We start from the raw sequence: 13,072 nt of genomic DNA, 5'->3' as shown, positions 1-13,072 counted from the left end.
CGACATGAAATGGGGTTGAAACACGCCTCGTGTAAGGCCCCACGCATCAAAGGCCGGAATGTCTCCGGCCCGTCACAAAAGGAGAATGAAATGTCTATCCTGTCGTCCCTCGGTCGCATCGCGACTGAATTCAGCGCGGCCCGCGCCCGCTACCAGACCGAACGCGCCATCCGCTCCCTGCCGATCGAACTGCAGAAGGATATCGGCTGGCCGGAGGCTTCCGACACCAAGTCTGGCATTCGCAACGGCGTTGGATCCTGGGCTGGAGCGAAGTAAACCGTGTGTACCAAATGCTGAAGGCCTGCCGCGTGGACCCAGCCCGGCAGGCCTTCTCTATTTTGCCCAGGCCTTCCACATTTTTGTTTGCATTCAAATGAGTTTGGAAGCCATGTCGCCAACGCATGGCGCATATGAGCAAGCCGCATAGCGGCTCTGATTTCGAATTAATGCCTTGTAAACAATCATAAATTTCGAGCAGATTGCCCAAATTTGTCGCATTCGGTGTCGCATTTCATATCAAGCGCTTCGCTTTTGCGATTTAGTTTCACGCAGCACAAGCCTATATGACCACCAGCAAACGAGCTGCCCCACTCCATCAAGCGAAGGCGACCCGTCTGAGCAACCGATTGGAGATGATCATGAAGCTTTTTGCCCGCCTCTTCGCCCGCCGCGAAATGAACCTGACGACCGCTCTCGAGCGTCAGCGCCTTGCCAACACCATGCCCGGACAGACTGGTGCGATGGCTGCGGCGCGCCTCGGCTTCGTCGCCTGACCATTTTCCGGGGCAGCGCGTCCCTGCCGCTGCTTCAAGACTGTAACGCCGCCTGGCTCCAGCCACGGCGGCGTTTTTGTTTTGCCTTTGCACATTTCGCCTATCGCTTGAACAGTTGATACTGCTCCCTCGGAACATGACTGCATGTTCCCGAGAGCATTGCGGCCAGCAATTGCCCATTTGCGACCCATGTCGCAAATTTTGTCTCGTCAAGGCAGCGTAGCCAATTGACAGCCAAGGTTTTTCCTGATGTCGCTATGCTATTCGCGACATCCTGTTCGCGTCATGGCCAGATGAGGTTCCCGTGAACGCCGTCAAGCATCCGATCAAGCGATCGTTTGTGTTCTTCCTTGTTCCCGATTTCACCATGATCGCTTTTGCGACCGCACTCGACCCGCTGCGCTCCGCCAATCGCATGCTCGGCTACGAGGCCTATCGCTGGCGCCTGGCCAGCATCGACGGCAAGCCGGTGCGCGCCTCGAACGGCGTCGAATGCGCGGTCAACACCTCGCTGGAGGAAGAGCGCAAGAAGATGGCAGGTCCCGACCGGCCGAACATGGCCATCGTCTGCAGCGGCATCAATGTCGAGCGTTACCAGAACAAGTCGGCCTTCGCCTGGCTGCGCGAAGAATATAATCGCGGCGTCGCCGTCGGCGGCCTGTGCACCGGCGCGCATATCCTGGCCGCAGCCGGCTTGTTGTCGAACAAGCGCTGCGCCATCCATTGGGAGAACCTGCCGGGCTTTTCCGAGGCGTTCCCGAAGGCCAATGTCTTTGCCGACCTCTTCGAGATCGACCAGAACATCTACACCTGCGCCGGCGGCACTGCCGCGCTCGACATGATGCTGAAGCTGATCGGCGACGATTTCGATGAGAGCCTGGTCAACCGCGTCTGCGAGCAGGTGCTGACCGATCGCGTGCGCAGCCCGACCGACCGCCAGCGCCTGCCGCTGCGCGCGCGCCTCGGCGTGCAGAACTCGAAAGTGCTGACCATCATTGAGCTGATGGAAGGCAATCTCTCCGAGCCGCTGTCGCTGATCGAGATCGCCGACCATGTCGACCTGTCGCGCCGCCAGATCGAGCGGCTGTTCCGCACCGAGATGGGCAGATCCCCTGCCCGCTACTATCTGGAAATCCGCCTCGACCGCGCCCGGCATCTGCTGATCCAGTCGTCGATGCCGGTGGTCGAGGTGGCGGTAGCCTGCGGCTTCGTCTCGGCCTCGCATTTCTCCAAATGCTACCGGGAGCTCTATGCCCGCTCGCCGCAGCAGGAACGCGTCGACCGGAAGCAGTTGCTGGCAGCCTGATCGCCGGTCAGTTCCCAGCCGGCTGCGCCTGAGCCGTGCGCATCGCCTCGACGCGGATATCCTCGGTCAGCCGCGCCTTCAGGCCTGAGAATTCCGGACTGGTCTTGAGCGTGTAGTGGCGCGGATGCGGCAGGTCGATGGCGACATCCGACTTGACGCGGCCGGGCCGCGCCGTCATCACGATCACACGCGAAGCCATGAAAATCGCTTCCTCGATGTCGTGGGTGACGAATAGCACCGTCTTCTTGCGCCGTTCCCAGATGCCGAGCAGCAGTTCCTGCATCAGCCCGCGTGTCTGATTGTCGAGGGCGCCGAACGGCTCGTCGAGCAGCAATATCTCGGGATCGTTGGCAAGTGCCCGGGCAATCGCCGTGCGCTGCTGCATGCCTCCGGACAGTTGCTTCGGCCAATGGTTCTCGAAGCCCTTGAGCCCGACGAGGTCGACATAGGACGCGACGATCCCGTCCCGCTCCTTTTGCGCCATGCCGCGTTCGCGCAGGCCGAAGGCGATGTTTTCGGCGACCGTCAGCCACGGGAACAGTGTGTAGGACTGAAAGACCATGCCGCGGTCCGGCCCCGGTCGGGTCACCGCCTTGCCGTCGAGCAGCACGCGGCCCTCGCTTGGCGCCTCGAGACCGGCGACGATCCTCAGCAGCGTCGACTTTCCGCAACCGGACGGCCCCAGAATGGTGATGAAATCATTGGCGCCGACCGCCAGGTCGATCGGCATCAGCGCCTTGACCGGCGGTCCACCGCGCACGCCGGCAAAGGTGCGTGAGACGCCCTCGATAAGAAGCTTGCTCACGCCAGGCTCCATGGAAAGAGCCAGCGGTTGAAGGCCTTGAAGGCAAAATCGGACAATAGCCCGATCAGCCCGATGACGATGATGCCGAAGATGATCTGCCCGGTCGCCAGCCGCGACTGGCTGTTGATGATCATGTAGCCGATGCCCGAGGACGAGCCGATCAGTTCGGCGACGATGACATAGGTCCAGGCCCAGCCCAGCACCAGCCGCAACGTCTCGGCGATTTCTGGCGCATTGGCCGGCATGATCACCCGTTTGACGATGCCGTTGTTGGTCGATCCCAGTGTATAGGCGGCCTCGACCAGGTCGCGCCGCGTCGACCCGACCTTGACGGCGACGATCAGGATGATCTGGAACACCGAGCCGACGAAGATGACCAGCAGCTTTTCCAGTTCGCCGATGCCGGCCCACAAGATGAGCAGCGGAATGAAGGCCGAGGCCGGCAGATAGCGGGCGAAGGAGACGAAGGGTTCCAGGAACGCCTCCACCGGCTTCCAGGCGCCCATGGCGATGCCGATCGGCACCGCGACGACCGAGGCCAGCACGAAGCCACCGAAGACGCGCCAGATGGTGATCAGTATGTCGAGCCAGAAACGGTCCTCGACCAGCAGCCGCCAGCCGTCCCGCAGCATCGACAGCGGATCGGCGAGGAAGATGCGGTTGACGTGGCCGCCAAGCGTGATCCAGGCCCAAAAGGCTATGAACAGCACGAAGAAGGAAATGCCGAGCACGGTTCTGATACCCGGCGAGACTGCATGCAAGGGGCGCATATTCAAATCGTCCCCATCTTCAGATCGTCACTTGTCCAGGGGAAAACGGCGGCGCCAGGCGCCGCCGCAGGATGGGCAAAGGCGAGGCTTCAGTTCGACACCGCGCTGGTGTCGGCCAGCGTGGCGACATCTGGCGCTTCCTTGATCAGCCCCATCTGCAGGAGCAGATCGCCGGCCGTCTTGGAAAAGTCCTGGAATTCCTTGGTGAAGAACTGCTTGTTCTCGGCCTTGTCGGCCCATTTCAAGTACTTCGCCGAATCCTCGAATTCCTTGGCCGACTGTTTCACATCAGCGCCCATGATCTCATAGGATTTCTGCGGATCCTTCTTGATCAGGTCGAGCGCGTCGAAATAGCTGTCGGCAAGCGCCTTGGCGGCGTCGGGATTGGCCTTGAGGAATTCGGGCGTGCAGCCGACCGTGTCGAGAACCATTGGGTAGTCGAGCGTTGTCGCCAGTATGTGACCCTGGTCGGCCTTGTCGCGCACCGCCGAAATGAATGGCTCATAGGTGACCGCGGCATCGTTCTGGCCGGCCAGGAAGGCTTGCGCCGCCGCGTCCGGCTCCAGATTGACGACGGTGACGTCCTTGGTCGACATGCCGTTCTTGTTCAGCACCCAGGCGAGCATAAAATAGGGCGATGTACCGGGCGCCGAGGAGGCGACGTTCTTGCCCTTCAGATCGGCGACGGTCTTGATGTCGTTGCGCACGACGATGCCGTCGGCCCCGTAGGATTTGTCGAGCTGGAAGATCTGCTTGGTGGTCACCCCGCTGGCGTTCCACACCAGCCAGGTCTCGACCGTGGTGGCGGCGCATTGCAGGTCGCCGCTGGCAATGGCGAGCGGACGGCTGGCCTGCGGCACCTTCTTCAAGGTCACGTCAAGGCCATGCTTCTCGAAGAGCCCTGCCTGCTTGGCAAGCGTCAGCGGTGCAAAGCCGGTCCAGCCGCTGATGCCGATGGTGACCGATGTGGCGGCCATCACCGGCGCGGACAGACCGGCGGCAAGCGTCAAAGTCGCGGCAAATATGGCGGTCCGGTTCATGTCAGTTCCCCTTTTGTTTCTCTTGAGGGAAATTGTTCACAGACGCCAATCGGCTTGTCAATCAACAGGAACGTGTTCGCCGGCACGGCCAGCGCGGCTACCTTGTTACCGACGCTCGGCCGGGCTGAAGCCGTGCCCGTCAATAGCCGTCGCAGACGCACTCGGCGGACGAGATCTGATCGTTCCAGTCGCCCAACTCGCGGGCCCGGCGCCTGATCTCGATCGAACCGCCGCCCATCCGCGTATCCTCATAGGCTATGAGCGTGCAGCCGCGGCGAACGAACACCGACGACACACGATCGTTCCAGAACTGACCGCCACGAAAACTTACCGAATCATCGGGCGCCATTTCGATGGATCGTCCGCGAAAATTCGCGTGCTCGAACATGACGCAGGCAGGCTGGTCGTTGTATTGGGCGCTGGCGCCGTCGGCAAAAAGCACGGACGCGACAGCTGTCAGGATGGCAAGGCGTTTCATCTCACATTTCCTCGGTTTCGACCGCGGTCCCCCACCGTTGGATAGCGCGGTCCGGACCGTTTGCCAATGCTCCAGCCCGCAGCCCAAGCTAGCGGCTGTCCAGCATCCAGTTGCGGTTGCGCCACATTTTCTCGCCGATCTGGCAGTCGGCGGGGGGCTCGTCCTGCGCCAGCACCACAGGCGGATGATCCGCCTCCTCCGCCGCCCATTGCGGTGACGCCGGACCGGCAAGTTCCAGCACCAGCTTGCGACGTATGGCTTCGGGAAATTGCGTCCAGTCGTTGACGGGGATCATGAAGGCTCCGGGGCCGCCGATGACGCAGTCGCTGTAATAGCGGTCGAGATCGTTGACGTCGTAGGCGCCGGAAAAGCCGCCTCGGGTCATCAGCGGCAGACCGTTTATGATGATGCCTTGCCTGACCACACCATCGCGGGTGAGATTAACCGGCGCGCCCTGATTGTTGGGTCCGTCGCCCGAAATGTCGATGACCCGTTTGGTCCCCTGGTAGCCGCTTTCGGCGAAAAGGTCGCTGCCGAACTCCAGCGCACCGGAGATCGAGGTACGTCGTGCGCTGTTCGGCGGCTGCGCGGACAATTGCGCGACCACCCGCTCCGCATCGGCACGGTTGGCGATCACCGTCCATGGCACGATGACGCGCTGCCATGTGGTGCCGGCCCATTCGACATAGGTGACGGCGATCTTGCCATAGGCGCCATCGGCGATCGCCTGCAGCACATTGTCATGCGTCAGCGCCGCCGCGTAGCCGTGACGCTGGATCTCGAGCTCGTCCGCCGACATCGACAGCGAAACATCGACGGCCAGCACCAGCTCGACATCGACCGGCTCGTCCGCCTGCGTCGCCGGCGCCAGCCAGAGCATCAGCGCCAGCGCAGCACCACTCGACAGGACATGTCTTGCGCAAGAGGAAGCAGACATGCCGCAAGGTTAAGCGAAAATCGCCTGCTGACAAAGGAAAAAGCCCGACCGAAAGCCGGGCTTTTCTTTCACATCTCACCGAGCGCCAAAGGACGGGACTGTGTCGCCTACTTCTTGACGTTTTTCTTTCCGGCCGCGCGTGACACTTTGAACGAAGCGACAGGAGTAGACTCCGTTGGCGCCGGCGCCACGACGCCTTGCGGGGCAGCACCACCGCCGGCACTTCCGGGCGTAACGATGTCAGCGATCCGACGGCTGACATCGCGAGATGCCGTCAGCGAAGACACAGCCTGGGCCCAGAATGGCGCGCCCAGCCCTACCAGCAGGCCGCCGAGCAACAACCACAAGATGCTTACGATCGAAGGACGGGTCCATCTGGTGTCGAAGGCGGTGAATGCGCAGTCCGTGGTGCCGATGACCACGGCGCATTTCTCCAATCCGGAATTGTCCGGCCAACCGACTGCGGCGCCCAACGTCTTCAGTTCTTCCATTTTCGCTTTGGAGTCATCGAGTTCCTTGTCGAGCGCTGAAATAGCCGCTTTCAGGTCGTCGGCACTTCCCGCACCGGCTTGCTGTTTGGCGGCCGCATCCAGTTTCGCCTCCAGCGCGGTATATTGGGAAGCCTTGTCGGCAACCGCCTCCGCGATCTCGGGTGACTTGAGATAGGAGACGGCAAGTTTGTAAGGATGGACGTAGAACATCCATGCCACCGCGAACGCGACGACGACCGAAAACAGCCGCGCCCGGCTTTCGAAATACATGCTGGCTTCCTTGCCGAAGGCCTCGTACTTCTGCGAAATATCCTTGACCACCTCGTCCGTCAGGACGTTCGCGGCACCGACGAGCCGGCTGGAGGCAAGTTTCTGCGTGAACACCTCCACCGGAATGTCAGTCACCACAGCCCAATCGACAAACCAGCGCAGGAAGCGGCTCACAAGTCCGTCGGACGGCTTGCCCTTCTCGGCAACCGCACGGTTCTCCATGATCAAAGCGGCGAATTCCTCAGGAGTCAGCAGCGCTGGCTCACCCGGTTTGGGCGCGGGCAATTTCGGCAGGATGACACGCGAATACAGATTTTTGAGCATGAGCTGCAGGCCGCTGGCTCGCAGCTTCCAGATGCGATGGATCATTTCCACCAGCGTCGACACGATGATTGCAAACATAAGCATCGTCGTGGCGAAAGCCAGCAACGCGGTTAGCCATTGCATGATTGCCCCCCCGAGCAAATATCCGCAGCTCCATGGCTGCGGATTTCGCTAAAAGATTACTCTCTATTTCGGGAAAGACAACAGATTTGAAGTTGCTCAAGAATTCGTGACAAGCCTGTTTCGCGACCTGCCAAAAGAGGTATCTCCTAGAAAACAAAAGCCCGACATTGCCGGGCTTTTGTTTTCATGTGTCCTGCAAGCTGTTTGTCAGCTACGCGGCTTGAGGTTCTCCGGGTCGTAGAGCGGCTTGTAGCCAACGCTTGCGACCTCGACCGGATAGGTCTCGCCGAAATATTCGACATTGAGCTTGCGGCCCTCTTGCGCATACGCCCGCGGCAGATAGGCAAGCGCGATGTTCTTGCCGATGGTCGGGCCATAGGCCACCGAGGTGGTGAAGGAGCGGCGGCCGAGTTCGTCGACCAGCGTCTCACCGGTGGCGGGATCCAGCACCGGCATGGTGCCGACGGGATAACGCGCCACGCCCTTGGAATCGGTGTTTTCGGTCATCACCAGCGTGCACAAAGTCGCCGGCTGATGCTCGCGGGCGCGGTATTCGACATGCTTGGCTTTGCCGCAGAAATCGTTCTCCTTGACCTTTGGGCGCGCGAGATCGGCTTCCAGCAGGTTGTACTCGGTCAAGAGGTCGGCGTTCTGAAGCCGCAGGCTCTTTTCCATGCGCCGCGTGTTGGCATAGGTCTCGACACCGAACGGCATGACGCCGGTCGAGCGCAGCGCGTCCCAGACGGCCAGGCCATCCTCGTAGCGCATATGCAGTTCCCAGCCCTGCTCGCCGACATAGGAGATGCGGAAGGCCGTGACGTCCTTGCCGCCGATCCTGACCGGCTTGATCGCCGCGAACGGGAAATTCTCCGGCGACAGGCCCTCGGGATTCTCGACCACCTTTTGCAAGGTCGTGCGGGCATTCGGCCCCCAGATGCCGATGGTGACGTATTTCTCGGTCACATCGGTGATCGTCGCGTCAAAGCCTTTGTCCTGCGCGGTGCGCTGCATGTAGCGGAAGTCGCGCGGGCCGGCGTCGGCGCCGTCGATGACACGACAGCGATCGGCCATGCGGATCACGGTAAAGTCGGCGCGCACCATGCCTTCCTCGTCGAGGAAGTGGGTGTAGATGCCCTTGCCGATGTTGTTGTCGCCGCCGATCTTGGCTGCGCACAGCCATTCCAGCAGCGCGACATGGTCGGGTCCCTCGACGTCATACATCGAGAAGTGCGACAGGTTGACGATGCCGCAATCCTCGCTCATCGCCAGATGCTCGGCGTTGGAGACGCGCCAGAAATGGCGGTTGTCCCACTCATTCTCACGCACGGGAACCCGGTTGCCATACTTCTCCAGCAGGTGCTCGTTGGCGGCATAGCCGTGGGCGCGCTCCCAGCCGCCCAGTTCCATGAAATAGCCGCCGAGCTCCTTCTCGCGCTCCCAGAACGGCGAGCGCCTGATGTTGCGGCCCTTGGAGAACGGCTCGCGCGGATGCACTGCCGGATTGTAGACCTTCATCGCCGTTTCGGTGCAGCGATCCCAGATGAACTGCTCCTTGGTCTGGTGCGGATAGAAGCGCGCATAGTCGATGGCATGGTGGTCGATCGCCGTGCGGCCGTCGGTCATCCAGTCGGCGATCAGCTTGCCCATGCCGGGGCCGTCCTTCACCCAGATGGCGACGGCATACCAGAGGCCCCTTACCTTCTGGCTTTCGCCCATCGACGGGCCGCCATCGGCAGTCACCTGCAGCAGGCCGTTGAAGGAATGGCTTTCGTTATAACCGAGTTCGCCCAGGATCGGCGTCAGTTCCATGGCGCGTTCGAGCGGCGCCAGGATCTGCTCCATGTCGAGGTCGCGCTGCGACGGCGACAGCCGCGCTTCATGCTTTTCCAGCAGGTCGCGCGGATGGCAAAGGCGCGGATTGTTTTCTTCGTAGTAGCCCCATTCGATCTGGCCGCCCTCGGCGGTCTTGGGGTCGCCGGTGTCGCGCATATAGGCCGAGTTTCCCTGGTCACGCAGCAGCGGCCAGCCGATCTCCTTGCCGGTGCCGGCGAACTCGTTGTACGGGCCGAAGAACGTCAGCGGATGGTCGATCGGCATGACCGGCAGGTCCTCGCCGACCATTTCGGCGATCAGCCGGCCCCAGATGCCAGCGCAGACGATGACATAGTCGGCCTCGATCGTGCCGCGGTCGGTCACCACGGCGCTGATGCGGCCGTCCTTGACCACGAGCGACCTGGCCGGCGTGTTGGCGAAGGATTTCAGCTTACCCGACGCTTCCGCCTGGTCGACCAGCTTGCCGGCGACAGTCTGCGAGCGCGGGATGACGAGGCCGGCATCCGGATCCCACAGGCCGCCCTGCACCATCGCTTCTTCGATGAGCGGGAATTTCTCCTTGATCTCTGCCGGCTCGATCAGGCGCGCGCGTGTGCCAAAAGCCTTTGCCGAGGCGATCTTGCGCTTGATCTCGTCCATGCGGCTGTCGTCGCCAACGCGCGCGACCTCGAGACCGCCGATGCGGGCGTAATGGCCCATCCTCTCGTAGAAATCGATGGAATAAAGCGTCGTCCAGCAGGACAGGAAATCGTGGCTGGTGGTGTAGCAGAAGTCGGAAGCATGCGCGGTCGAGCCGATGTCGGTCGGGATGCCCGACTTGTCGATGCCGACAATATCGTCCCATCCCCGCTCGATCAGGTGATGGGCGATCGATGCGCCGACAATACCGCCAAGGCCAATGATGACGACCTTCGCCTTTTTCGGAAACTCTGCCATTGCCCGCGACTCCAAAGTGATAAAGCGGGCGGACTATAGGGCGGAGCGACGGGCCGGATGAAGCCTGTTTGCGACATTGGCAAAAAGCCGAGCGACCAGATGGCAGAATGCCTCCCTTAGACAGCTCCTGCGCAGAGCCGGACTAGCCATCCTTGCCGGCTTATGGCTAGGCTTTGGCCGCAGCAATCCGGTGCAATCGATATGGCAAGCAAGAACGACGGCCCGCAATCGATCGAGCGCGTGGCGCGCATCCTCGAATGCCTGACGGCGGAGCCCGTCGTCGGCGAGCGGCTGTCCGACATCGCCGACCGTTGCGGCTATGCCAAGCCGATCGCTCACCGGACGCTGAACGCGCTTGTCGATGTCGGCTATGTCGAGCAGGATCCAGAGACGCGCCGCTACCGGCTGGGGTTGGAGATTTTCGCCCTGGCCGCCGCGGCCGGCAGCCGCATCAGCATTCTCCACCTCGCCCAGACCGCGATCGCCCAGCTTGCGGCCAAGCACGGCGACACGTTTTTCCTCTATGTCCGAAACCGCACCAACGCTGTCTGCATAGACCGCATCAGCGGGTCTTTTCCGATCAAGGCGCAAACCATCAATGTCGGCGACCGTGTCCCCCTGGGCGGCAGCGCCGGCAGCCTGGCCATCCTGGCGAGCGTCAAGGAAGACGAGCTCGACCGGCTGATCGACATCAACATGCCGATGCTCGGCCACCTGTCGAAATTCGACCCGTCGCGGCTGCACCAACTCGTGGCTGAAACGCGCGAGCGCGGCTACGCGCTGTATGAAGGTGCGATCGTCCCCGGCATGAGTGCGGCGGCGCTGCCGATCCATGATGGGCAGCGCAATGTCGTCGCCTCGATCAGCATTGTCGCGCTCTCCGATCGGCTCACGCGTCAGCGTCTGCCGCAGATCATCGACGATATGGCGGAGGCCGTCCGCCTGATCGAGCAGCGTGCCGGATACAGCCGGCTCTGAGCAAGGCCAAGATCATGCGCAGCGCGTGCTGAGGCCGCCGTCGACCACCAGCAGATGGCCGGTAATGTAGCGGGCCTCGCGGCTGGCCAGGAACACGCCCGCATTGGCGACATCCCACGCGTCGCCGGTAAACCCCATCGGGCAGAGCGCCGCGCGTTCGCTGGCGGCGGCCTTCTCGTCGCCGCCGTAGCGCTGGGCCAGCTGGTTCTGCACCAGCGAGGTGTGCAGCAACCCAGGCACGATGGCGTTGGCGCGAATGCCACGGGCGGCGTTCTCAAGCGCCAGCTGCACAGTGAACTGGTTGAGTGCCGCCTTCGATGCTGCATAGGCGGCGTAAGCGATGCCGGGGTAGCGGATCGAGCCGACGGTCGAGATGTTGGTTATGACACCCCCGCCCGGCTGCGCGAGCATCTGCCGCAGCGCAAGCCGGCTGGCAAGGAATGGCGCTCGGGCGTTGATCGCGAATGCCCGGTCCCACGTCGCGGTCGTCATCGCATCGATCGCCGCGACGTCGGCGATGCCGACATTGTTGTGCAGGATATCGATCCGGCCGAACGTTTCGAGCACGCACTCGAACACCCTCTCGACTTCCGCCTCGTCATCAGCCCGCGCCTCGATCGCCAGCGCATGGCCGCCGGCAGCCTTTACCAGTGTTGCCGTGGCCTCGGCCCGTTCCCGATAGAGGTCCACCGCGACGACGATGGCACCGGCGAGAGCATAGGCCAGTGCCGCCGCCTGGCCGTTGCTCAGAATGTTGCCGGACGAGCCGGCCCCAAAAACGACGGCTATCGCGCCGACCAGACGGTCGGACTGTTCTGGCGCATGCGCCGGCAACGCTACCTTGCCGGCCAATCGGTCGCGCTGCACCGATCAGTCCCGGCGGCTCAGGAACCGCGCGACCGCGGCGTTGAACGGTTCGGGCCTCTCGAGGAACATGAAATGCGCCCCGCCATCCTCGGCGTTGGTGATGACAAGCTCGACATCGGCGATCTGGCTGGCGATCCAACGCTGTGATCGCACCGAAACGTGGCTGACCATGCCGCCGAAGACCAGCACAGGCCGGTCGATCCGCCTGAAGATATCGCGCCAGTCCAGCGATGCATGATCGATCAGCAGGGAGGCGGCCGCTTGCGGCGTCACGCGCAGGTTCTCGGCAACGATCCAGCGGTGCAAGGCAGGGTCGATTGCCTTGGTGACCATCGAGCCGACAAAAGCCTCGCGCACTGAAGCCCCGTCAGCTCCAACGATCTGGGCGGCAATGGCGCCCAGCGACGTTGCATCGAAGATGGCGCCGGCATCGGCGACCGCTTCGTCGTCCATGCCGGGCTGGTGCATGACCGCCGCCGGCTCGTCGACGAAGATCAGGCTGCGCAGTCTGGCCGTGCCGAAGAGGTCGATATAGCTCCACAGCACCGAAGCGCCCATCGACCAGCCCAATGCCGATAGCGACGCGATCTCCTCATGGTCTAGCAATTCGTGCACATCTCTGGCGAAGCGCGAAACGCGGTAGCCATGGTCGGCATCCGCCGACTGGCCATGACCGCGAAAATCGAGCGCGATAACCCGGTGCGATTTGCTGAAGGTGTCGATCTGGTTGCGAAACATCGCCGCCGATTGCGACCAGCCCGGCAGCAGCAGAAGCGGCGATCCCTCACCTGTAACGCTGTATACCAGATGCGCGCCGTCCGACGTCTGGAACGTCCTGTCCATCATTCCTCCCGAAAATGCTGTCGTCCCGGTGTTGGCCCTGCCCCACGCGCCTCCACGCGTGTCCTGCATCGCGGCCGCCACCGTGGAACTGCAGGTGGCGGAACAAAGCCATTACCAACGTCGCACAGACTTTTTCGTTGAAGAATATCCGGTTACCGATTTGCGCCTCAAGACAGCGAAAATATTTCAGAAACAAGCCAAAAAGTGGCCTGTTTTTCACCTGTCGGGAATACGAATTCTCACAGGCGTAACATGGCCTGAAAGTCATGCTGCCAGCCGGGCCTGTCGGCGCGAAAAC

General features: G+C 62.1%; 13 protein-coding genes. 4 read left to right on the top strand and 9 right to left on the bottom strand.

Features of this window, described 5'->3' with window-relative positions; all coding sequences use genetic code 11:
• Nucleotides 1-90 precede the first annotated feature (90 nt).
• The 3 genes from JN279_RS19920 to JN279_RS19915 all read left to right on the top strand — a co-directional run bounded on the left by JN279_RS19920 (nucleotide 91) and on the right by JN279_RS19915 (nucleotide 2,079).
• Complete coding sequence (locus JN279_RS19920; RefSeq protein WP_027051330.1) at nucleotides 91-276, top strand: hypothetical protein; 186 nt, start codon at nucleotides 91-93, stop codon at nucleotides 274-276.
• A gap of 362 nt (nucleotides 277-638) precedes the next feature.
• Nucleotides 639-773, top strand: a complete 135-nt coding sequence (locus JN279_RS38715; RefSeq protein ID WP_013894968.1) for a hypothetical protein — start codon at nucleotides 639-641, stop codon at nucleotides 771-773.
• A 367-nt stretch (nucleotides 774-1,140) separates the two neighbouring features.
• Nucleotides 1,141-2,079 carry a GlxA family transcriptional regulator gene (locus JN279_RS19915; RefSeq protein ID WP_348647147.1) on the top strand — a complete coding sequence of 313 codons (939 nt, stop codon included), beginning with the start codon at nucleotides 1,141-1,143 and terminating at the stop codon, nucleotides 2,077-2,079.
• 7 nt (nucleotides 2,080-2,086) lie between these two features.
• On the opposite strand, the gene JN279_RS19910 is transcribed toward JN279_RS19915, so the two are convergent.
• The 7 genes from JN279_RS19910 to JN279_RS19880 all read right to left on the bottom strand — a co-directional run bounded on the left by JN279_RS19910 (nucleotide 2,087) and on the right by JN279_RS19880 (nucleotide 10,086).
• Complete coding sequence (locus JN279_RS19910; RefSeq protein ID WP_096457449.1) at nucleotides 2,087-2,884, bottom strand: ABC transporter ATP-binding protein; 798 nt, start codon at nucleotides 2,882-2,884, stop codon at nucleotides 2,087-2,089.
• Entirely contained in the window at nucleotides 2,881-3,654 is a 774-nt protein-coding gene (locus JN279_RS19905) for an ABC transporter permease (RefSeq protein WP_096447016.1), read from the bottom strand. The genes JN279_RS19910 and JN279_RS19905 overlap by 4 nt, the downstream gene beginning before the upstream one ends.
• An 89-nt stretch (nucleotides 3,655-3,743) precedes the next feature.
• Complete coding sequence (locus tag JN279_RS19900; RefSeq protein ID WP_096447018.1) at nucleotides 3,744-4,694, bottom strand: ABC transporter substrate-binding protein; 951 nt, start codon at nucleotides 4,692-4,694, stop codon at nucleotides 3,744-3,746.
• 139 nt (nucleotides 4,695-4,833) lie between these two features.
• Nucleotides 4,834-5,172 carry a peptidase inhibitor family I36 protein gene (locus tag JN279_RS19895; protein WP_096447019.1) on the bottom strand — a complete coding sequence of 113 codons (339 nt, stop codon included), beginning with the start codon at nucleotides 5,170-5,172 and terminating at the stop codon, nucleotides 4,834-4,836.
• Between the two features lie 88 nt (nucleotides 5,173-5,260).
• Nucleotides 5,261-6,109, bottom strand: coding sequence for a DUF1194 domain-containing protein (locus tag JN279_RS19890; protein WP_202350047.1), 849 nt, complete (start codon nucleotides 6,107-6,109; stop codon nucleotides 5,261-5,263).
• A gap of 107 nt (nucleotides 6,110-6,216) precedes the next feature.
• Nucleotides 6,217-7,299 (bottom strand): hypothetical protein, encoded by a 1,083-nt coding sequence (locus tag JN279_RS19885; protein ID WP_202350046.1) that lies wholly within the window; start codon nucleotides 7,297-7,299, stop codon nucleotides 6,217-6,219.
• Nucleotides 7,300-7,524: 225 nt separating this feature from the next.
• Nucleotides 7,525-10,086, bottom strand: coding sequence for a GcvT family protein (locus JN279_RS19880; RefSeq protein ID WP_202350045.1), 2,562 nt, complete (start codon nucleotides 10,084-10,086; stop codon nucleotides 7,525-7,527).
• A 201-nt stretch (nucleotides 10,087-10,287) separates the two neighbouring features.
• Between JN279_RS19880 and JN279_RS19875 the strand changes: the two genes are divergently transcribed.
• The gene (locus JN279_RS19875) at nucleotides 10,288-11,064 is read left to right on the top strand and encodes an IclR family transcriptional regulator (RefSeq protein WP_202350044.1); all 777 of its coding nucleotides are present in this window, start codon (nucleotides 10,288-10,290) and stop codon (nucleotides 11,062-11,064) included.
• Between the two features lie 12 nt (nucleotides 11,065-11,076).
• On the opposite strand, the gene JN279_RS19870 is transcribed toward JN279_RS19875, so the two are convergent.
• On the bottom strand, nucleotides 11,077-11,931 hold the full coding sequence (locus tag JN279_RS19870) for an SDR family NAD(P)-dependent oxidoreductase (RefSeq protein ID WP_244734041.1): 855 nt from the start codon (nucleotides 11,929-11,931) through the stop codon (nucleotides 11,077-11,079).
• A 3-nt stretch (nucleotides 11,932-11,934) separates the two neighbouring features.
• Nucleotides 11,935-12,774 (bottom strand): alpha/beta fold hydrolase, encoded by an 840-nt coding sequence (locus tag JN279_RS19865; protein WP_202350043.1) that lies wholly within the window; start codon nucleotides 12,772-12,774, stop codon nucleotides 11,935-11,937.
• Nucleotides 12,775-13,072 lie beyond the last annotated feature (298 nt).

Source organism: Mesorhizobium sp. 113-1-2 (genome assembly GCF_016756475.1).
In the GTDB taxonomy this organism is placed as follows: domain Bacteria; phylum Pseudomonadota; class Alphaproteobacteria; order Rhizobiales; family Rhizobiaceae; genus Mesorhizobium; species Mesorhizobium loti_C.
Note: the sequence above shows the minus strand (reverse complement) of the source record. Positions and strands in the feature narration are given on the sequence as shown.

Excerpts from the sequence above, each read along its gene's own strand:
- JN279_RS19875 (WP_202350044.1), top strand. The coding sequence starts at position 10,288 with ATGGCAAGCAAGAACGACGGCCCGCAATCGATCGAGCGCGTGGCGCGC.
- JN279_RS19900 (WP_096447018.1), bottom strand. The coding sequence starts at position 4,694 with ATGAACCGGACCGCCATATTTGCCGCGACTTTGACGCTTGCCGCCGGT.
- JN279_RS19865 (WP_202350043.1), bottom strand. The coding sequence starts at position 12,774 with ATGGACAGGACGTTCCAGACGTCGGACGGCGCGCATCTGGTATACAGC.
- JN279_RS19880 (WP_202350045.1), bottom strand. The coding sequence starts at position 10,086 with ATGGCAGAGTTTCCGAAAAAGGCGAAGGTCGTCATCATTGGCCTTGGC.
- JN279_RS19920 (WP_027051330.1), top strand. The coding sequence starts at position 91 with ATGTCTATCCTGTCGTCCCTCGGTCGCATCGCGACTGAATTCAGCGCG.
- JN279_RS38715 (WP_013894968.1), top strand. The coding sequence starts at position 639 with ATGAAGCTTTTTGCCCGCCTCTTCGCCCGCCGCGAAATGAACCTGACG.
- JN279_RS19890 (WP_202350047.1), bottom strand. The coding sequence starts at position 6,109 with ATGTCTGCTTCCTCTTGCGCAAGACATGTCCTGTCGAGTGGTGCTGCG.
- JN279_RS19915 (WP_348647147.1), top strand. The coding sequence starts at position 1,141 with ATGATCGCTTTTGCGACCGCACTCGACCCGCTGCGCTCCGCCAATCGC.
- JN279_RS19905 (WP_096447016.1), bottom strand. The coding sequence starts at position 3,654 with ATGCGCCCCTTGCATGCAGTCTCGCCGGGTATCAGAACCGTGCTCGGC.
- JN279_RS19895 (WP_096447019.1), bottom strand. The coding sequence starts at position 5,172 with ATGAAACGCCTTGCCATCCTGACAGCTGTCGCGTCCGTGCTTTTTGCC.